Source organism: Planctopirus limnophila DSM 3776, assembly GCF_000092105.1.
Taxonomy (GTDB): Bacteria; Planctomycetota; Planctomycetia; order Planctomycetales; family Planctomycetaceae; genus Planctopirus; species Planctopirus limnophila.
Genome location: NC_014148.1, coordinates 2,018,972 through 2,038,859, shown reverse-complemented (window position 1 = coordinate 2,038,859; position 19,888 = coordinate 2,018,972). Strand labels below are relative to the sequence as shown.

Sequence of the window (19,888 nt, the reverse complement as noted above, 5' to 3'; positions counted from 1 at the left end):
GAGACGATGTTCTTCGAACTCACTCCTGGCGACGACTGATCAGTAACGGTCTTTAACTGCAAGATGTAGTCTGCCAGGAAGCCGCCCGCTGTGAATCCCACCTTGATTTCGCTTGTTCAATGGACGTATTGGATGTCCCGCTGCAGTCTCATGCTGTGGTGCTTCTCGACGATTGCCACCCTGCCGGCAACAAGTTGGGCCATCGAGAGTGCTGCGAAAACAGATCGCTCACCGCGTGTTGCCGGTTATGAACGCTACCATGGCCAGACTCTGGGCGATGCCGCCGATGAGGAAGAAGATCGTCAACCCGTTGATGAGTTAGCACTCGGCCGCCTGCTGGTGGGAGAACTTAATTGTGTGGCCTGCCATGCCACCAGCCATGAGTTGAATCAGGTTTTGCTTTCCAAGCAGGCACCCCGGCTGACGAACGTTTCACAAAGAGTTCAGCCCGAGTGGATTCTTGAGTATCTGGCAGATCCGCATCAGGCCAAGCCAGGCACTACGATGCCTCACATTCTGGGTGCTCTCCCGGAGAATGAGCGAGCCCCGGCTGCTTTAGCACTTACTCATTTTCTAGCTTCCGATAAAGCTCTGAGAAACTCGTTTGTGGATCGCGGGCTGGCGAATAAAGGGGCCAATACGTTTCAGCGAGTTGGCTGTGCAGCCTGCCACAATCTTCCCAAGGATGGGGCTGACGATTGGAAGACCTCTGTCAGTCTCTCACATGTCAGCCAGAAGTACACCGTCGAAAGTCTGACTCGGTTTCTGAAAGAACCTCACGAAGCCCGTCCTGCTGCACGCATGCCGAGCCTCAATCTCAAAGATGAAGAGATCCGCGAAATCGTCGCCTGGTTTTTCCGCGATCTCACATTCCCACCCAATCTGACCTATGCCTACTACGAAGGGAGCTGGGAGAATCTCCCTGACTTTGCCGAACTCAAAGCGGTTTCCAATGGTGAAACATCAGGTTTTGATGTCGAGATTGCCCCTAAAACATCAAACTATGGTCTCGTCTTCACAGGCACAATCGATGTTCCCGCAGCCGGTGACTACCAGTTCTGGATTACTTCTGACGATGGGAGCGAACTGAAAATCGATGGTGCTTCTGTCGCCAAGATGGATGGTATTCATCCCGCTCAAACCAAAGCCGGTAAGACCAGGCTCGAAGCTGGCAAGCATCCTGTCGTAGTAGAGTTTTTCCAGCAAGGTGGTGGAGCCGAATTGAAGGTCGAGGTTCAAGGGCCAAAGCTCAGCCGACGTCCTCTCGAATCACTGCTAGTCGCGCTTCCTTCAAAAGCATCTGCCGGTCAAGAACTGGCCAGACGTCCCTTCGAATTCGATCCCAATCTGGCGGCTCAAGGCAAGGAACTCTTTACCTCTTTGAATTGTGCTGCCTGTCATGAATACAAGCAGGGGAACGACACCCTGAAGCCACAACATCAGGCCACTGAACTGGCAAAGATCGATCTTGCGAAAGGTTGCCTCGCAGAATCGGTTTCTGGTAAATCGGCCAATTACCGCCTGTCCGAGGCTCAGAGATCCTCAGTTCAGCAGGCACTCAAGGCATTGAAGGATATTGCTGGCCAACCAGAAGCACTGGCCGCGTTAACTTCTGGCCCGGCGAAAATTCACCAGACGTTTCTTGCTTTCAACTGCTATGCCTGCCATCAGCGTGGTCTCTACGGCGGTGCTGAAAAGATTCGTGACAGCGTCTTCGAGACGACAATGAAGGAAATGGGTGATGAAGGACGACTACCGCCTTCACTCAACGGTGTAGGCGATAAACTACGAGATGACTGGCTGGCCAAACTTTTGAATGAAGGTGCCAACAACCGCCAGAATTACATGCTCACCCACATGCCTCGCTACGGGTCGGGAGCGATTGGTCATCTGAAAGACCTGCTGATCGCCACTGATCGTAAACCTGAGCCGGCACCCGAGTCGATTGCGAAGTTCAACGAACCGGATTATCGCATCAAGGCCGCTGGCCGACACATGGTGGGGGGCAACTCGCTTTCCTGCATCAAATGCCATGATTTTGGCCAATATCCTTCCATCGGGATTCGGGCCATCAATCTGGCTTCGATGACCAGCCGCCTTCGCGAAGACTGGTTTGTTCGCTATCTGGCTAATCCGCAGGAGTATCGACCGGGAACACGCATGCCGGCGGCCTGGCCCTTTGGAACGACCAGTTTGCCAGATCTTTTAGAAGGCAAACCTGACCTCCAGATTCGAGCTGTCTGGATGTATTTAAGCGACGGTGAGAAGGCCGCGATTCCGGCGGGTTTGATCCGGGAACCGATTGAACTTGTGGCCACAGATACTCCACTGGTCTACCGCAACTTCATTGAAGGGGCCGGCTTTCGCGGCGTTGGCATCGCTTTCCCTGAGAAGGTGAACCTCGCGTGGGATGCAAACAACATGCGTCTAGCCATGATCTGGCACGGAGCTTTCATTGATGCTTCAAGGCATTGGACAGGTCGCGGCCAAGGTTTCACCGGGCCATCAGGTGACGAAATACTATCGATGCCCGATGGTCGCCCGGTCGCGTATCTGACAACTCCCGATCAGGCATGGCCGGAAGGTCTGGCTCGCGAAAACGGCTATCGCTTCCAGGGTTACTCGCTTCCCGTGGTTGCCAAGGATCAACCGGCGCTGACGGCTTTCCAGTTCACGGATGGTCGTCTGGATGTCATCGATCAATTCTCCGCATGGAAGTCCAGTCCCAACGACACCACGACAGATTTGCAGCGGACAATCCTCACTCGTCCATCCAAAGGATCTACCATCAGTTCGACGGACGGCACGCCGCAATTCCGTGTTCTGAAAGCCTCACGCATCGAGCAGGAAGAATCGCTCTTAGGAAGTTCATCCTCTGGCACAACATGGTTGATTGACGGGGTCTGGTGGCTCACCATTGAACCACAGGCAGGTACACAAGGGCTGCGTCCACAATTGCGAACGATGGGCAATTCCAAAGAAATTCTCTTGCCGCTTCATCCCGACAAAGCCACCGGCTGGGTGCTGAAATACAACTGGTAGTCTGATCGCTCGATTTTCCTTGTTTTGATCTCCATTCAGAGAGTTTCGCATATGCCTCGCACGATCTTCAACTCGCCTGCACGAACATGGTTGGCGGGCAAAATGGCTCTGCTTCTCCTGTTGTGCAGCTTCTTCGTACCTTCGAGCCTTTATGCAGCCGAAGAGTCCGAATACTACCAGTTGGAAGCGATTCCTCTTCCCAAAGACGTAACGCTGGAAATTGGCGCGCTGGAATTTCTGCCGAATGGCAAGATTGCCGTCTCGACACGCCGGGGAGAAATCTGGTTTGCGGATGGCGTCGAAGGTGCCGACGTCTCCAAGACCACCTGGAAGCGATTTGCCGAAGGGCTTCACGAAGTACTGGGACTGGCCTGGAAAGACGATGCTCTTTATGCCACGCAGCGGGGTGAACTCAGTCGCTTGCGTGATACCAACAATGATGGAGTCGCCGATCAATTCGAGACTGTCAACGATTCATGGCATATCAACGGCGACTATCACGAGTATGCCTTCGGTTCCAAGTTCGACAAAGAAGGAAATATCTGGGTCGTGCTCTGCTTGACGGGTTCTTTCAGCAGCGAAGTCAAGTTTCGCGGCTGGTGCCTGCGGATCGGCCCCGATGGTGTCGCCATTCCCACATGCTCAGGAATTCGTTCTCCCGGCGGGATTGGTTTTAACGCTCAAGGAGATGTCTTCTACACCGATAACCAGGGGCCATGGAATGGAACCTGTGCGCTCAAGCATCTTCCTCCGGGCAAGTTTGTTGGTCATCCCGGTGGAAACAAATGGTACGAACAGGCCCCCAACATGGGTGCCAAGCCGCAAGAACCACAATCGGGAAGTCGCTTCATGACAGAAGCTGCCAAAATCCCTGAATACGAGCCCGCTGCGATTCTGTTTCCTTACCAAAAAATGGGGCAGTCAGCGTCCGGCATTGCCTGCGATACGACTCAAGGGAAGTTTGGCCCCTTTAATGAGCAGTTGTTTGTGGGTGATCAGACGCATTCCACTGTGATGCGCTGCTTCCTGGAAAAAATCGACGGCCACTATCAGGGAGCCTGCTTCCCGTTCCGCGCGGGGACAGGATCTGGTTCATTGGCCTTACAGTTTGCGCCGCAGGGTGATCTGTTCGTTGGTGGAACCAATCGTGGCTGGGGCTCACGCGGACCGAAGCCTTTTGCGCTGGATCGAATCCACTGGACAGGCAAGACACCTTTTGAAATTCTCAAAATGGAGGCACAGCCTGATGGTTTCCTGCTGACTTTCACTGGGCCGGTCGATGCCAGTTCTTCCAGCAATCCCGAAAGCTATAAGATGACCAGCTACACCTACATTTATCAGGCATCATATGGCAGCCCCGAAGTTGACCATGCCCAGCAGAAGATCGTGCGAGCGGAATTGAATGCTGATCGTACCAAGGTCAAGCTCACCATCGAGAATTTACAGCCGGGATCAGTTCATGAACTGCATGCAGACGGTGTGAAATCCGAATCGGGAGAAAGTCTGCTTCACAAAGAAGCTTATTACACCTTGAATCGTCTACCAGGTCAGTCGGCTGAAGCCGGCAAGTAATATGGATTTTGATGAACAACTGCGTGGCGGGTGGCTGGGGTTGAGCGTCTTCGCGAACCCCCAGATCGTGCCGAAGATCGCTGGGGGTTCGAAGACTCAACCCCAGCCACCCCATACCAGGGATCGCAGTTGATTTTTGGAATCCAAATCAGTTATTGAGCTTAAGTATGTTGATGGCCCCGACTCCATTGTCGTTTCAGTAACTCAACAGATCGCTCTCTATGCTGCATCGCTGGCGGAATTGGCTGGGTAGAAAACTGCCGGCGATTGGATCTCGTTTCTTCGATTCTATCCTGTGGGAGTTTCCAGCCCGGTCAAAAGACGGTGGTCTTTCAAGCGGTGATCGACCAGCAGCACTCACCTTTGATGACGGGCCACATCCAGAGAGCACGCCTCAGATACTGAAGCTTCTCGCCAGGAAGAATCTCTTCGCAACGTTTTTTGTTTGCGGTGAACGCGCTCAGGCGCACCCTGTATTGATCCGTGCCATCATCGATCATGGCCATCATCTTGGCAACCATTCCTATGGTCATCCCGATGCCTGGAAGCGTTCTTCCAGCCACATCATTGCAGACCTTGATCGATCGGCAGTCGTCATTGAGCAGATCAGTGGTCAGCCACTTTTGTGGTATCGCCCGCCATACGGCCATTTTACGATGGCCACCATTCGCTGGGCCAGAAGATCCCAGCAACGGATCGTGATGTGGAACCATCTCCCTCCGGATTACGACAGCCGCCTGCCTCATGCCGAAATCATTCAACTGGGACGAAGTGCGCTTCCTCAAAATCCATTGATTTGCCTGCACGATAATGCAGCGACAGCTGCGACGGGACGCTGCGATGCAGTCCTTGCTCCGCTGATCGATTATTGGCAGGAGGCAGGGCTTCAATTCTGTCTGTTGCCCCAGGAGGCAGCGTTTCGCCAATCCATAACTTCATCGGAAGTGACACTTCAATCAGGTGGCCAGACCACGTGATCCGCAAAAGTTATCGAAAGCAGCCGACAAGTGTCGGATCATTCCGCATGGTGCTTAGCAGTTTCTCCTGATTTCCGGGAGTATTGAGCAATGAAAAGTAGTGGGGTTTGATCGACGGCGCTTTCTGAATGGCGGCACGCCATTCTTCCCCGTCGAACGGATCTTCTCGCACCAGATCAAGAAATCCGGTTTCAGTCAACAACTTTCGAATTTCCTCTGTGTGTTGGCCAATGATGGTCGACATCAGATAGGTCGCCATCCCCACCTGCACGCCATGCAACCTGGGCCTCGAAGAAATTTCGTCGAGTGCATGCGAAATGAGATGTTCACTCCCACTGGCAGGTCTGGATGTGCCGCTGATTTCCATTGAGATTCCGCCGAGCATCAGGGCCGTCGCCAGCAGACGGATACCTTCCAGATCGTGGGTGGGTCTGGAAAGAAATTGCCGTACAGTCGCATCCGAGAGGAGCGCAGCCAGATCGTTGACAGATTCACCCCGGGCATGAAACGCAGCCTTCCACTCGTAAACGGCAGTGAACTTGGCAATCAGGTCTCCAATCCCGGAAAGCCACAAAGAGCGTGGAGCTTCCAGACAGACCTGCGTATCGACAACGACTCCAAATGGCAGGCGGGCTCCTATGGATTTTCGATGCCCGTCAAGCGTCAGGCTGGCCTGAGGGCTGCAGAAACCATCGTTCGACAACGATGTCGGGACAGCGATGTAGGGTCGATTCGCCAGATGAGCCACGAATTTCGCCACATCCAGGGCTTTGCCACCGCCAACACCAACAACCGCTTGGACGTCAGCCGGAAGTCGCCCCAGAAGTCGCAACGCATTCTCGATGGTCGAATCCGCGACCTCTTCGCGATCACGAATGGCAACGCCCTTAGTATCTAACGATCTTGTGACTTCATCGAGAATCGGGGCTTGCATTCCCGTGCTGCTGAAGAGAGCGATCTCCCGGAATTCTTCTCTTGTCAGATAGATTCCCAGCCGGCTCATTGCACCGGGCTTAATTCGCAGTAATGCAGGAAGTGAAATTGTGGGGACCAGCATAATCTAACTCTGGCTATCTGATGAATGAGATCACGGAGTGAATGATCGTTAGAAATCAGCAGAGTTTTGCTCAGGAGGCCCCAGAAAGCGGCCTCCATCGACTCGCAGAGTTTCACCGGTGACAAAATCGGTCCCCTCCAGCAGATAGAGTACCGCATGGTTGACATCGGCCGGAGAACCAATTTGTTCAAGAGCTCCACTTCTCCGGATGGCATCGAGACTTTCTTCCGAGAGTCCTGGCGGTGGCAAGACTGTCCCCGGAGCAATCGCATTGACTGTAATCGAGGGAGCCAGTTCGACGGCTAGAGCCTTGGTGAACGCAGCCAGGCCACCTTTGGCTGCCAGATAGGGCAGGTAATCCCGGTAAGGTCGATCCAGTGCCCAATCCGTAAAATGAATAATCTTCCCGCGTAGCGAATAACCCGACGCTGACTCGATCAATGGTTGCGACAACATCTGCTTCGCCACTTCCGTCGCGGTGTAGTACGGAGCTCGCAGGTTCGAATCGAGCATGTCATCAAAATCGGATGGTTCCAGACTGGCAAACGGTGTACGCGTGTAAATGCTTGTCAGATTCACCAGGATGTCGATGCGCCCGAATTGCTCCACAACTTGGGCGACAACCCGCTGGTTATCCTGCAATTGGCGGAGATCAGCCTGAATTGAACACGTCTTAACACCGGCTATTTCACAGGCTGCGAGAGCTTCACGGACCGCCTGTTCATTCTGATACCAGGTCATCGCGATCTGCGAACCACGTCCGGCTAGCAGTTTTGCCAGATGTGCTCCCAGCCTGCGGCCACCCGTAATTAACACAACTCGATTTTGCAGATTCATAGTTCACTTTCCAATCGCCACCAGCAGCAGGTTCTGCCGAAGTGAGTCGTTCAATTGCAATTGCCCCAAAACCCACTTTTCGAGATAACGCCATACCCCAGTATTCTTATCCCTTCGTCTACCTCCTGTCTCATCTGCCAGCTATTCCCGCCAATTCGTGGTTACCGATCTGGCCTTAGCCCATCAACAGGTGCACCCCTCATGTCTGCCTCCTCTTCAATGGCAAGAATGCTGTTTGGACTTCGATTTGTGCATCAAACACTGGGTGTTTTGATTTTCACTCTCGTCACTCAGCTTCCCGCCCAGGAGTTGCGAGTCTATACAACCGTTCGCGATATTCGACTTGATTCTTCGGACAAGGCGCCCGTTGTGGCCCGCAGTTTAACGCTCTTTCATGCTGGCAAATCGTACGATTTCATCGAAGGGGCTCAGGAAGTCACCATCTATGAGCCCGCGAAGAAACATTTCGTTATCCTTGCGTTGTCGCGAAATCTCATGACGGAAGTCTCTCAGGACGAGATCCGGCACTTTCTCTCACTCGCTGAGACAGAGGCACAGAAAGTCATTCAGTCCCTGGAAAAGCAGGAGTCGCCCACATCCCGAGCAGCGGCTGAATGCCTGACCTTTCAATTGAACCCTGATTTCGCCACGGAATTTGATGAAGCTTCGCAGACTCTCAAGCTCAGTTCAAAGGGAGTGCAGTACCGTGTGAAGACCAGTTCTCAGGCTGCTCCGGAACTGATGGAAACCTATTTGAAGTTCGCCGATTCCACAGCCCAGTTGAATTCGGTCCTCTATCCGCGAGCATTACTTCCTGCTCCCAGGCTGCTCGTAAACGAGCAGTTAAGAAGTCGATCGCTAATGCCCATGGTCGTCGAGCTTGAAATTACCGACGGTCAGCCCATTCATTGGCGTGCCGAACATGAAATTTCCTCTCGATTCGCTCGCCTGGATCGGGAGTACATCCATCACTGGGAATCAAAGATCAAAAATGGCTCGCTGCGCAATGTTCCCTTCCGCCAATTTCAGCAGGAACACCTCGCGCCAATCTCCACTTCGAAGCGCTAAGTGAGCCAGGTGAGAGATACATCCAATGGGAATCTCTCACGACCAACGTGGATGAATGACGTGATCATCCAAGACTCTCTCAAAAAGAGACAAGTTCTTCATGACCGATGATTGTCTGCTTGATGACGCACATTTTGCGGTTCTAGGTGCAAATCCTCATATAAAATGAGAGTTGGGCTAGATTCTTCATCACAATCGCTATCTTTGTCAGCTTACGCACAAATGGGTCTTGCCAGCACCTCTCTGAGACACGATCCCACCTTTCTCGCTTGATGAATAAACCTCTGTGGGGCATTCATTTACGCCGTTTTGTCATCGACGCAACCACCCGTGGCGATGTACCGCAACATCTCGACATGTGTTTTCGCACGTTCACTCAGTCTTTACGAACAACATTTTGACCAAGAGTCAATGGGTCGGAATTAGGGTAATCTTCAGGCAAAGGCGGCACGACGTAGGACATGAACTAACTTTTCGGTGATGACTTATTGGCATCGCCTCATCGGAAAGCTTGGATTCTATGGCTACGATCTCTATCGAACACTCAAATCCACTGGCAACACAGAAAGATCTTGCCTGGGGTATCGAGTCGATCAACCGCACCTCGCCGGAAAGCGATCAAGCCGTTACCTCTCTACTTGAGGAAATGGCAGCGGCCACTGGTTTGCCGTCATTCGTCTGGATACCCTGCCGCCGCTACTGGAAAAGTGAGACATCAATCCCTTCCTGGTTAACTCTCTCGCCAGCATTGGTTGACCGTTTTCTGTATGCCAACGGTTCGACGCTGGTTGATCTGGGGCCATCCATCCGGTTCATTGGATTTCCAGTGACTCTACCGACAGGAGAGGTGGCCATACTCGGCTCCGTCGCGCGGGAAGGTGCAGCCAATGCTCCAGCAGAATGGATAATGGCTGCGACAGATGCTGGTTGGTCACAAGCCGAGCTGACTCAATTTGTCGATTCATTGCTTTGCATCCCACGCCCTACACTGGAGCGTCTCTGTGCTCTGGCAGGTCGCCATTTTTCTTCGATGCGGACCGTTGATCGTCTCGACGATGAATTGCAGCAACTCACTTCACAGATTGAGTACACATTCGAAGAAATCAGCCTGCTGCATAGCCTGACACAACGCTTACAACTCTCTCGCTCACCTTTAGAACTGGCAAATCATTGCCTGGCACGCCTGCATTCTTTGATTCCCGCGGCAGGGAACGCCATCTGGATGCAGGTCGATCACGACAGACATCATTTCTCGGTTGAGGGACACCTACCACTCGATGAGTTCCAGCTCGCCAGGCTGACATCCCGTTTTGAAGAGCATGACTGGTCGCGGCCACTGGTCAAAAACAATCTCGCAAAAACTTTGCTGGGTGCCGACTTTCCAGGTCTGCAAAACTTCATTCTTGTCCCGATTGGAGAAGCTCCTTTCCGCCGAGGCTGGATCGTCAGTTGCAACCTTTCTGACGACAAAGAATACGGCTCTGTCGAAGCGAGTCTGCTGGGTTCGATTGGTACCATTCTCGGGACGCACCTCCGCAATATTGAACTTTATCGCGAGCATCAGTCTCTGGTGATCAGCTTTGTCCGTTCTCTGGTGCAAACTCTCGACGCTAAAGACCCTTACACTCGTGGCCACAGTGAGCGTGTCGCACTGATTGCCAGACGGCTCGGTCAGGAACTCAGGCTGCCCGCTGATGATCTCGAAGACATTTACATGTCCAGCATGCTGCATGACATCGGCAAGATTGGTGTCGATGACCGGATCCTCCGTAAACCCGATCAGTTGACCCCGGAAGAGTTCCGGGCAATTCAACAGCACCCGATGATTGGCTATCGCATTCTCAAACAACTCAAGAATCTGCAGCATATACTTCCAGGAGTGCGCAGCCATCATGAAGCCTTCAATGGCAAAGGCTATCCGGACTGTCTTAAGGGAGAAGAAATTCCTTTGATGGCCCGCATTATTGCTGTTGCCGACAGCTACGATGCGATGTGCAGTGACCGCCCTTATCGCAAAGGGATGCCCTTGGAACGTTTGGAAGAAATCTTCCGCAGAGGCTCAGGTCTCCAGTGGGATCCCAATGTGATTGATGCGTACTTTGCCGCCCGGGAAGACATTTCAGAAATTTGTCGAGCCTACTCGCCCACAGGTGCAGATCTACTGGCCGAGTTGCCGATCGAGACGATGGCACGCCGGTTTCTTTAATGAGGCAAACTCAGGAAGCCAGCCAGCGTCCACAGGCAATCATCATGGCCACTCACTAACCCATTTGATTTCTGGCAGAGACAGTGCCATCCTTCCATGAGAAAGCTTGTGGTTCTGCAGCGGTATTGTGCTGCCAGATACCCTCGTTGTGGCTTTGCTCGATGGTGTGGATGCCTGTATGGCTGACTCAGTTCTTGTGAACGATCTCTCCGGTGTTGAACTGGCGAACATCCGCATCATGACGGGCTTGACGGCCGCATGGTTTGTGGCTTTGGGTGCCTCACTGGGGAGTTTCCTGAACGTTGTCGTCTATCGCCTCCCGCTGGGAAAATCACTCTGGCGTTCCCCTTCGGCATGTCCTCACTGCGGGACTCGGATTCGTTCAAGTGATAACATCCCCGTCCTGGGCTGGATCAAATTATTCGGTAAATGCCGATCTTGCCAATGGCCGATTCCCATCCGATATCCACTGGTGGAATTGGTCGTAGGCCTGCAGTTTCTTGTTGTGCTTTTCGCGACTGTCATCTCGGGTGGAAAGACTCTTCCCAATCGACCACCAGATCATTACGCGGGCGTCGTCTGGACAGTCTGGTATGCGAAGTACCCAGATCTACTCCAGATTTTCGGGTTTCATTGCCTGGGGTTGTACCTCCTTCTGGCCATCTGCCTCATGGGATGGGATGGGCGACGAATACCACAAAAATTTGTCTCCTTTTGCCTGGCGACAATGGGACTGTACGCCTTCATTTTCCCGGCTGTTTGTCCCCAGGCCAATCTCATTTTGACATTCTCGGGTTTCAGTTGGGATGACCGCTTCTGGGCGCTAGGAACAGCTCTGGGTGGTTGGCTCGTGGGAGGTGCTCTTGGTGCGATTCAGGTCTCGGGGAGAATTTCCCAGTCGATCCCTTGCCTGCATTCCGGCTGGATATTCGCCATGGGGCTGGCTGGAGCGATCTTTGGCTGGAAGGCGGCTCTCGCTCTCTCAATCGTGCTGATTCCCTGTTGGTTACTGCTGGCTCTCTGGAGCCATCTGGCGAATGCCAATCAAATCCACTGGATCTGGCTGACGTTGCCCGCCTTCTCAACCCTGTTGGCGGTCAATTGGAAAGCGATTAACCAATGGACTTCAATGCTCGTGGCGGAGCATCTCTGGTGGGTTCAATTGTCCGTGCTTCTCATCAGCGGCATGATTGCCAGAATCCCTGTCCCCTCCCGAATTCAGCCATCTGTCACCAATGAACCTCCGCCTGTCGATACACCTGCGGATGCTCCCGCAGAGTCGCAGACTCCTTCTCTCGAATGAAGTTCACATCCGATGTTTTCACAATTGGCCAGGTATCAGACCTGGCGCACATTTTTGATCATCACTTTAGCAGCCGTGGCCACACTCGTGCTGATGATTGCGATTGCGACCAGTCTGCCGAAACAGTGGAGACTGCTCGGGCTCTATTGGCCAATCGTTGGTGGCACCAGTGTCCTCTTATGCCGATGGTTTGAAATTGCGCTCGAACGTGCCTGGAGTTCCACGTCAACAGCCACCGAGATCGATCCAGCCTCCACCAAAAACTCTCCCTCAAAAACACTTCTCATCCGTCAGTTGTTGAGGCCGGCATTACTCAGCATGCTGACAGTTATCTTCGGGCTACTGGTGGATACTTATAAACAACCCGAGGATCGACAGAACCTCAACCCTTTCCGCGGGGCTCGACTGACTCAAGAGCAGCGAGCAGCACTGCCCGATGATATGCTCGACCTCTTCGAAGATCCCGGCTGGCAACGACGCACCCAAAGATTTTTTTTGCACTCTTTTCCTGAATATCTGATGATACGAGCAGGACTAAAGAGCCAACTGTCGGCCAATCTTTTGCTTCTCTGGGAGATCATTGCTGCCGGTGTTCTAGGAGCTTTTGTCGCCAGATTCCATGAACAGCAATTGGCATTCGAAGCCAGGCTCCGTCGAGAGGAAACTCAAACGCAAGATTGAAATTTATTGCTTTCAAATCTTCGCACCGGGAAATTGTCGAAATTCATGTAATGCCCTGTCTTGTCATTTCCAGCAATTCAATTGTTCACATAGCAGATCGAGACCACGCGTGATTGTCGGAATGGGAACAAGCCTGTGTGAGACGATTCGCATTGGCCGCCTGATTGAGCGGCACGGAGAGCGTTTTCTTAATCGCATTTACACCCCAGCCGAGATCATTGCCTGCCGTGAGCGAACCGAGTATCTGCAGCAATTCACCATGTACTGGGCAATCAAAGATGCGACTGTCCGGGCCATTGGGCCTTATGCGGGGCCCGGTTTGAGTTGGCGGGAAGTACTGGTTCAGGAAGATGGCAATTATCGATTCGAAATCGTTCTTCGCGGTGAATTGGCTCTGGTGGCTGACCGCATGAAGATCGGCAAAATCATGGTTTCAGCCGCTCATTGCCGCACCATGGCCACCGCGAACGTCATTGCTCTTCATGAGTCTTTGCCAGCTCTATAACGAACTGACGAAACTGCTCACCTCGATCACGGAAATTGACAAACCAGTCGTAACTGGCACAACCTGGCGAAAGCAGCATGACCTCTCCCGGCTGCGAGTTTTCCCAGGCTTTGGTAAACGCATCATGCGGGCTGCTCGCGAAGATAACTTCCGGCCCGCCTCCTGACGGCCTGTATTGTTCAATCTGTTCATGAATGGCTGGGGCTGTTTGCCCCATCAGAACCACCACCCGGCAAGCTTTTGAAATCACTTTTGACATCGATGAAAGATCGACACCTTTGTCATAACCTCCCGCGAGCAGGATCACTGGCTGAGAAAATGCCTTTAGACCGAGAATCGCCGATTCCGGAGTCGTCGCCAGCGAGTCGTTATAGAATTCACGCCCTGCGCATGCTCCAACAAACTCCAGTCGATGAGGAAGTGCCTGATAACTGCGAAGTGCTGTTTCGATGACTTCCATGGGGATATCCATCACCGATGCCGCCGCAATCGCGGCCATGGCATTCTGCAGATTATGTTCGCCCTTGACTCGTAGCCAGCTCGAGGCAGCCAAGCGGATCTCTGCATCAGGCAAACGCAGAATCTGTGAAGGCAAACAACCTTCCTTTTCTGATTCTGAGAAAACACCATATTTCGTCGTGACATCAGAGCAGTTTGAACCTGTCTGAAACCCCAGTCGCAGGGCTGGGCCGGGCCATTGACAGACATCCGGATCATCAAGATTGATCACCGCAACATCGCTTTCATTCTGCCAGCGAAACATCGTCTGCTTGGCAGATCGGTAATCATCGAGACCGTCATGCCAGTCAAGATGATTGGCTGAAAAGTTGGTCACGATGGCGATACTCGGACTCCATTCGATCTGATTCAGCCAGTACAGCTGAAAGCTGCTCAACTCCATCACCACGAGATCATCGCTGGTTATTGCGGGGAGTTGATCGAGCAGGCTGACGCCGATGTTCCCACCCAGCCACGCTCGTCGAAGGCCCGGCGATCCACTGGCCATTTCGCAGATACGATGCAGCATGGCCGTGGTGGTCGACTTTCCATTACTTCCAGTCACCGCCGCGACGGGTGCCGGGCACCGTTCGAGAAAGAGTTGCACCTCTGTGGTAATCGGAATGCCACCATCTCGTGCCAGTTTCAACAATCGATGATCTGGTCGAACGGCAGGGTTGGCGACAATTAAGTCAGCCTTGCGAAAGTCATCGTCATCATGCCCACCGAGCACAAACCGATGAATCGGTATCTGGGCGAGTTCGGCCAGGCTGGCAGCCAGCTTGCTGGCGGGCTTCTCATCAGTGACAGTAACGATGGCCCCTTGTGCTGCCAGAAACTTGACAGCTTCGACAGCCCCGCCCAGAGTCCCTAAACCCAGGACAGTCACATGACGACCTGCGAGCGAAATGGCAGCGCGTCTGGTGAAAGCTCGCTTCTGAAATTGAGGCAGATTCTTTGACATGCCGGAAGTGTCGAAAGAAACCACGACAGTTTCAACACTTCGCGAGTTTGAGTCTTAGTGCTATCTCAGGATCAGCGGGTGAGTACACGCGTTCAAGAGGAGTTACGAGAGCCGATGTGCCTCGACTTAAGAGCCTCTCTCTTTGTGCACTCACAAAGTCTGAAATGTCGATAACGTCGATCAGTTCTTGCTGTCCAAAAGCTTTGAGGACATCCCCTCTCAGCCCGAGCTGAATGGCCCTTCTTTCGAGTTTTGCACCTGTGGGATGATGATCCGGATCCCACTGCAGGCGCACTGAAGACTTGCTCACCGCTTGTGACCATTCGTCTTCAGTGACAAATTCTGTTGGATCCCAGGATGACGGGACAGCTTCAGCCAGCAGAGCATCAAAAAACTCCCTGCGGATTCTTAAGGCCAGTGTGATCTCCTGATTCGCTTTTGTTCCCCAACCTGAGCGATACATCATCCACAAGAAGTTCGGCTTGATCCAACTCATTCGGGAATAACTGAAACCACCACCAAAAGTTCGATGCATGGCTGTGTAATGACCAATCGCTGGCTGGTAAGCCTGGTAAACAATGATCGTGTCCTGATCAAACTGTGCCAGAATATGACGTCCCTCGTGAGGCCACTGTTCTGCCTGCTCCGCATAAAGCTCCGTCTTCAGCCCCATACAACTTCCCGTCTTTGATCAAGACACATCATCGATGGATATTCCAATCAATCGACTGGTCACTCACCAGTTCCTGTTCCTTCCACAATATTCCTGGCGTAGTTTTCATACACACCCCAGAACTGTTTTGCCATTTTGTCAGGGAAGAGATGGAACTGACCCTGCGCCAGTGCTTGAACGATCCCTTCAGAAACGACCGCGGGAGGATCAGCGACTTCCAATAACCCGACGGCTGCTGCCATATCGGTCGCAATCGGCCCCGGATGGACGCTGACCACTAATGTCCCTTGTTCTCTAAGCCCATCGCGAATGGCCTGAGTGACCGAGTAGGCAGCGGCTTTGGAAGCACTATAGGTGGCAAAGTCTCCAAAAGACTTGATCGACACCACCGAATTGAGTTGCACGAACGCTCCCCCACCATTCGCTTTTAGAACTGGTGCAAAAGCCCTGGCCATGGCAATGACGCCATACAGGTTGACTTTCAATTCTTCATCCAGCGATCCATACACCTGCTCACTGAAAAGGGATGTTGTTCGGGCAATCCCGGCGTTATTCACAACCAACTCGACATCCTGGGCATCAGCTGCTGCCTGGTCGATCGTGGTTCGGTTTGCCAGATCGATGATGATGGGTATCACCTTACCCTGACCCAGCTCAACCAGGTCTTTGGCTTTGGATAACTCCCGCACACCGGCATAGACCTTTTTCGCCCCATGGGCCAGAAGTGTTTCGACAATCGATTTTCCAATTCCGCGATTGGCACCAGTGACCAGCACAACTCGATCTGCAATTTGAAAAGACATCTTCATCGCACCTGATTTAAAACATGTGGAAACAGACATGACCTGCCGCTGTGTACCAACAAGATTCCAGCGATCTTACAGATGAGGGGATCAATCTTTGGTGAATCTTGAGCACGGAGAGAAAACACATGCACTGTTATTGATGCTTTTTCGCTAAACTGCCACAAATCTTTAACTGCGGTTTATCAAGAGGTTTTGTGCATGCGATGGGCGAGATTCGTGTGGTTGAGACGATGGCATGGGCTGATGGGCTTCGGAATATCGTCATACGTGATGCTGCTGGCCTGCTGTGTGGTGCTGATCAGTCCCACCTCGTCAGAGGCTCAACAATCCGCCAGGCCACAGCCTCCCAACATCGTGGTGCTGCTCGCGGATGATGCGGGTTGGGGTGATTACTCAGTCAGTGGAAATCCCTATGTAAAGACTCCGCATATCGACTCCATCGCTCAACAGGGAGTCTCGCTGACAAATTTTTATGTCTGCCCGGTCTGCTCACCAACTCGTGCCGAATTTCTTACCGGTCGATATGCCCTCCGCACGGGTGTTCGCGGAGTCTCCCTGGGTGAGGAGCGACTCAACCTCGATGAGCAGTCGATTGCGGAGCACTTCCGAAAAGCGGGTTATCGAACCGGGATCTTTGGCAAATGGCACAATGGGTCACAAGGCCCCTATCACCCATTGGCTCGGGGATTCGATGTCCAGTTGGGTTACACCGCCGGCCATTGGAGCGAATACATCGATGCTCCACTCGAGTCGCAAGGCCGCCCTGTCACTTCCGAGGGTTACATTGTCGATACCTGCATGAATGCGGCTATCGATTTTATCTCCAGCAGCCAGCCACCATTCTTCTGCTATGTTCCTCTCACGACACCTCATTCCCCCTGGTGCGTCCCTCAAACGTATTGGAATCGCTGGAAAGATCGCGATGTCGGTTTGACTGGCAAAGAGGCCGACGCGGTCCGATGTGTCTATGCCATGATGGAACAGCAGGATGATGCCGTCGGCCGGTTACTCGCACGCCTCGATTCGCTCCACCTTTCCTCCAACACGATTGTCCTCTATTTCTCTGATAACGGGCCCAACACAGTCCGCTGGAATGGCGACATGCGCGGCCGCAAAGGGACTGTTGATGAAGGTGGAGTTCGTTCCGTCGGATTTCTGCGGTGGCCGGGGCATATCCCTCCAGGTTCCACACAAACCGGACTCATCGGAGCAATTGATCTGCTCCCCACATTGGCGGGTCTGGCGAATATCCCGCTCGATTCCGCCAAGCCACTCGATGGTCTTGATGTCTCGACGGCACTCCTGAAAAATGTCCCCTTTGAGCGTCAACAACCTCTACTCTCACATTGGGCAGGCAAGTTCAGCTTGCGTTCCCCCACTCATCGGCTCGATTTCCAGAGTCGCTTGTATGACATGCAGCATGACCGCAGTCAGAAAGTCGACCTCAGCACCACTCATCCTGAAATTGCCAGCGTCATGAGGCAGCAACTTGAACGCCTGAAAACTGAGTTGTTGCAGCCTCCCGCAACCAGCCAACAGTCCGCGCAACTCGATACGGCGGACATACTCAAATCCCCCTGGTTGCTGCCTGCGCACAAAGAGTTTCTCGCCCATCCAGCGCAAGATTCCCGACTCTATCCTGTAGGATATGTTTCTCTGCCATACACCTGGCTCCCCGCACGCGATGGCCAACCTCTCGGCAAGATTCAGAGAAGTTCGAATGCTCCCAACAGTTCTTATTTTACGAACTGGAATGATGACCAAAGTGCGGTCGTCTGGCCGGTGGATATCCTCACGAGTGGGGCATATCGCATTGAACTGGAATCGACATCACCGGCAACCGCAATAGGCTCTGAATTGGAAATCAGTTTTCAGGACAGCAAACTCTCCGTGCTGATTTCCATCTCTCACGATCCACCCACGGACACCCGGCAGGACACGATTCCCCGCCCCAAAGCCGAGACACTCTCGAAGCCATTTCGACGCTGGCAGGCCGGGTCGATTCAACTTCCTGCAGGCCCGGGCTTACTGACGATTCGTGCGACTCAGCTCCAGGGTTCCTCCATCATCGATCTGAAATCCATCAACCTGATTCTGGAGGAGCAGCGACCGTGAACAACAATGTTTCTCTCTCAAGTTTCACACGATGGATTCATAACCAATCGGCATGGGCCCTGCTGCTGGCAGTCAGTTTGATCCATTCGACGATGGTGGTGGCTCACGAGAATTCTCCTCAATCTCCACCCAAGCGCCCCAATGTCCTGATGATTGCCATTGATGACCAGAATGACTGGATCGAACCTCTGGGTGGGCATCCACTGGTCAAAACGCCGCAACTTAAATCACTTGCTGAGCGAGGTACGGTCTTTTTGAATGCTCATTGCCAGGCCCCTTTATGCAATCCTTCGCGAACGAGTCTTCTCTTAGGCTTGCGGAGCACGACAACGGGCATCTATGGATTGTCTCCCTGGTTTCGAGATGTCCCGGCGCTCTCGGGACGACTGACGTTGCCGCAGGCCTTTGGCAAGGCAGGCTATACCACTCTCAGTACAGGAAAGATCTTTCATGGAGGTGGCGGTAAGCCCAAAGATCGCCTGAAAGAGTTCGACGAATGGGGCCCAGCGGGAGGTGTCGGAAAACGTCCTGAAAAGCGGCTTATCCAGCCTCCGCCTCACTCCAATCCACTGGTCGATTGGGGTGCCTTTCCTCATCTCGACAGTGAGAAAGGCGATACTCAGATCACCGATTGGGCCATTGAAAAACTCAAACAGCGGCAAGTCCAACAGTCGTCATCAACAGGTGAATCCAAACCTTTTCTGATGTGTGTGGGGTACTTCCTGCCACATGTTCCCTGCTACGTCACGCCCGAATGGCTGGCCATGTATCCTGATGACGATTCGATTTTGCCGTTCATCGAAAAAGATGATCGAAAGGATACCCCCCGCTTCTCCTGGTATCTGCATTGGCGGCTTCCCGAACCACGACTCAAATGGCTGCAGCAGCATGAGCACTGGAGATCTCTGGTGCGTTCCTACCTGGCGTCGACTTCGTATGTCGATGCCCAGATCGGGCGACTGTTGGCCGCGCTGGAAGCGACAGGCGAGGCAAACAATACGTTGATCGTCCTCTGGTCGGACCATGGCTGGCATCTGGGTGAGAAAGGGATCACGGGTAAGAACACGCTCTGGGAACGCTCCACCCGTGTGCCTCTCCTCTTCGCCGGCCCGGGAGTTCTCGCAGGTGGAAAATGTGTAGAACCCGTCGAACTGCTCGATATCTACCCCACTCTGGCACAGCTTTGCCAGCTTGAGGCCCCGACTGATCTGGAAGGGGTCTCACTGGTTCCGCAATTGACAAACCCACTCGCTGTTCGCCAGCGACCGGCAATCACTTCCCACAATCAAGGCAACCATGCGATCCGTACGCGAGATCATCGCTACATTCGCTATGCCGATGGATCGGAAGAGTTGTACGATCACCTCGTCGATCCTCATGAACTCAAGAATCTTGCCGATGATCCTGCACATTCAGGCCTCAAGAAACAGCTCAATTCATGGCTCCCATCGATCGATCAACCACCTGTGACGGGAAGTAAAGACCGCGTTCTCACCTTTGACCGGCAGACGAACCGCGCGATCTGGGAAGGCGAGATCATTGAGCGTTCGTCACCCATCCCGGAGTAGTTTGCCTTCTGATCCT

At 53.1% G+C, this 19,888-nt stretch carries 15 protein-coding genes; 10 read left to right on the top strand and 5 right to left on the bottom strand.

Going from position 1 to position 19,888, the window contains the following annotated elements:
• The first annotated feature begins 132 nt into the window (after window positions 1-132).
• The 3 genes from PLIM_RS08200 (at window position 133) to PLIM_RS22685 (ending at window position 5,591) form a co-directional block, all read left to right on the top strand.
• Window positions 133-3,042 (top strand): PA14 domain-containing protein, encoded by a 2,910-nt coding sequence (locus PLIM_RS08200; protein WP_013109845.1) that lies wholly within the window; start codon window positions 133-135, stop codon window positions 3,040-3,042.
• Between the two features lie 51 nt (window positions 3,043-3,093).
• Window positions 3,094-4,614 (top strand): DUF7133 domain-containing protein, encoded by a 1,521-nt coding sequence (locus PLIM_RS08195; RefSeq protein ID WP_013109844.1) that lies wholly within the window; start codon window positions 3,094-3,096, stop codon window positions 4,612-4,614.
• Window positions 4,615-4,835: 221 nt separating this feature from the next.
• Window positions 4,836-5,591, top strand: coding sequence for a polysaccharide deacetylase family protein (locus PLIM_RS22685; RefSeq protein ID WP_013109843.1), 756 nt, complete (start codon window positions 4,836-4,838; stop codon window positions 5,589-5,591).
• 10 nt (window positions 5,592-5,601) lie between these two features.
• Here the strand turns inward: PLIM_RS22685 and PLIM_RS08185 are convergent, their stop codons facing one another.
• Both PLIM_RS08185 and PLIM_RS08180 read right to left on the bottom strand, forming a co-directional pair.
• Window positions 5,602-6,648 (bottom strand): iron-containing alcohol dehydrogenase family protein, encoded by a 1,047-nt coding sequence (locus PLIM_RS08185; RefSeq protein ID WP_013109842.1) that lies wholly within the window; start codon window positions 6,646-6,648, stop codon window positions 5,602-5,604.
• A gap of 48 nt (window positions 6,649-6,696) precedes the next feature.
• Window positions 6,697-7,485, bottom strand: coding sequence for an SDR family NAD(P)-dependent oxidoreductase (locus PLIM_RS08180; RefSeq protein ID WP_013109841.1), 789 nt, complete (start codon window positions 7,483-7,485; stop codon window positions 6,697-6,699).
• A 201-nt stretch (window positions 7,486-7,686) separates the two neighbouring features.
• Between PLIM_RS08180 and PLIM_RS08175 the strand changes: the two genes are divergently transcribed.
• The 5 genes from PLIM_RS08175 (at window position 7,687) to PLIM_RS08155 (ending at window position 13,248) form a co-directional block, all read left to right on the top strand.
• Entirely contained in the window at window positions 7,687-8,553 is an 867-nt protein-coding gene (locus tag PLIM_RS08175; RefSeq protein WP_013109840.1) for a hypothetical protein, read from the top strand.
• Between the two features lie 520 nt (window positions 8,554-9,073).
• Window positions 9,074-10,759, top strand: coding sequence for an HD-GYP domain-containing protein (locus PLIM_RS22680; RefSeq protein WP_013109839.1), 1,686 nt, complete (start codon window positions 9,074-9,076; stop codon window positions 10,757-10,759).
• A 127-nt stretch (window positions 10,760-10,886) separates the two neighbouring features.
• Entirely contained in the window at window positions 10,887-12,062 is a 1,176-nt protein-coding gene (locus PLIM_RS22675; RefSeq protein WP_052301529.1) for an A24 family peptidase, read from the top strand.
• A gap of 12 nt (window positions 12,063-12,074) precedes the next feature.
• Entirely contained in the window at window positions 12,075-12,743 is a 669-nt protein-coding gene (locus tag PLIM_RS08160) for a hypothetical protein (protein WP_013109837.1), read from the top strand.
• Between the two features lie 109 nt (window positions 12,744-12,852).
• The gene (locus PLIM_RS08155; RefSeq protein ID WP_013109836.1) at window positions 12,853-13,248 is read left to right on the top strand and encodes a holo-ACP synthase; all 396 of its coding nucleotides are present in this window, start codon (window positions 12,853-12,855) and stop codon (window positions 13,246-13,248) included.
• Here PLIM_RS08155 and murD read toward each other — a convergent pair.
• The 3 genes from murD to PLIM_RS08140 are packed head-to-tail and all read right to left on the bottom strand — an operon-like array spanning window position 13,214 to window position 16,186.
• Complete coding sequence (murD, locus tag PLIM_RS08150) at window positions 13,214-14,710, bottom strand: UDP-N-acetylmuramoyl-L-alanine--D-glutamate ligase (RefSeq protein WP_013109835.1); 1,497 nt, start codon at window positions 14,708-14,710, stop codon at window positions 13,214-13,216. The genes PLIM_RS08155 and murD overlap by 35 nt on opposite strands.
• 31 nt (window positions 14,711-14,741) lie before the next feature.
• Window positions 14,742-15,383, bottom strand: coding sequence for a DUF4291 domain-containing protein (locus PLIM_RS08145; RefSeq protein WP_013109834.1), 642 nt, complete (start codon window positions 15,381-15,383; stop codon window positions 14,742-14,744).
• Window positions 15,384-15,442: 59 nt separating this feature from the next.
• On the bottom strand, window positions 15,443-16,186 hold the full coding sequence (locus PLIM_RS08140) for an SDR family oxidoreductase (protein WP_013109833.1): 744 nt from the start codon (window positions 16,184-16,186) through the stop codon (window positions 15,443-15,445).
• A 246-nt stretch (window positions 16,187-16,432) separates the two neighbouring features.
• Between PLIM_RS08140 and PLIM_RS08135 the strand changes: the two genes are divergently transcribed.
• Entirely contained in the window at window positions 16,433-18,304 is a 1,872-nt protein-coding gene (locus tag PLIM_RS08135) for an arylsulfatase (protein ID WP_196349546.1), read from the top strand.
• A gap of 92 nt (window positions 18,305-18,396) precedes the next feature.
• Entirely contained in the window at window positions 18,397-19,872 is a 1,476-nt protein-coding gene (locus PLIM_RS08130; protein ID WP_052301676.1) for a sulfatase, read from the top strand.
• Window positions 19,873-19,888: the final 16 nt, after the last annotated feature.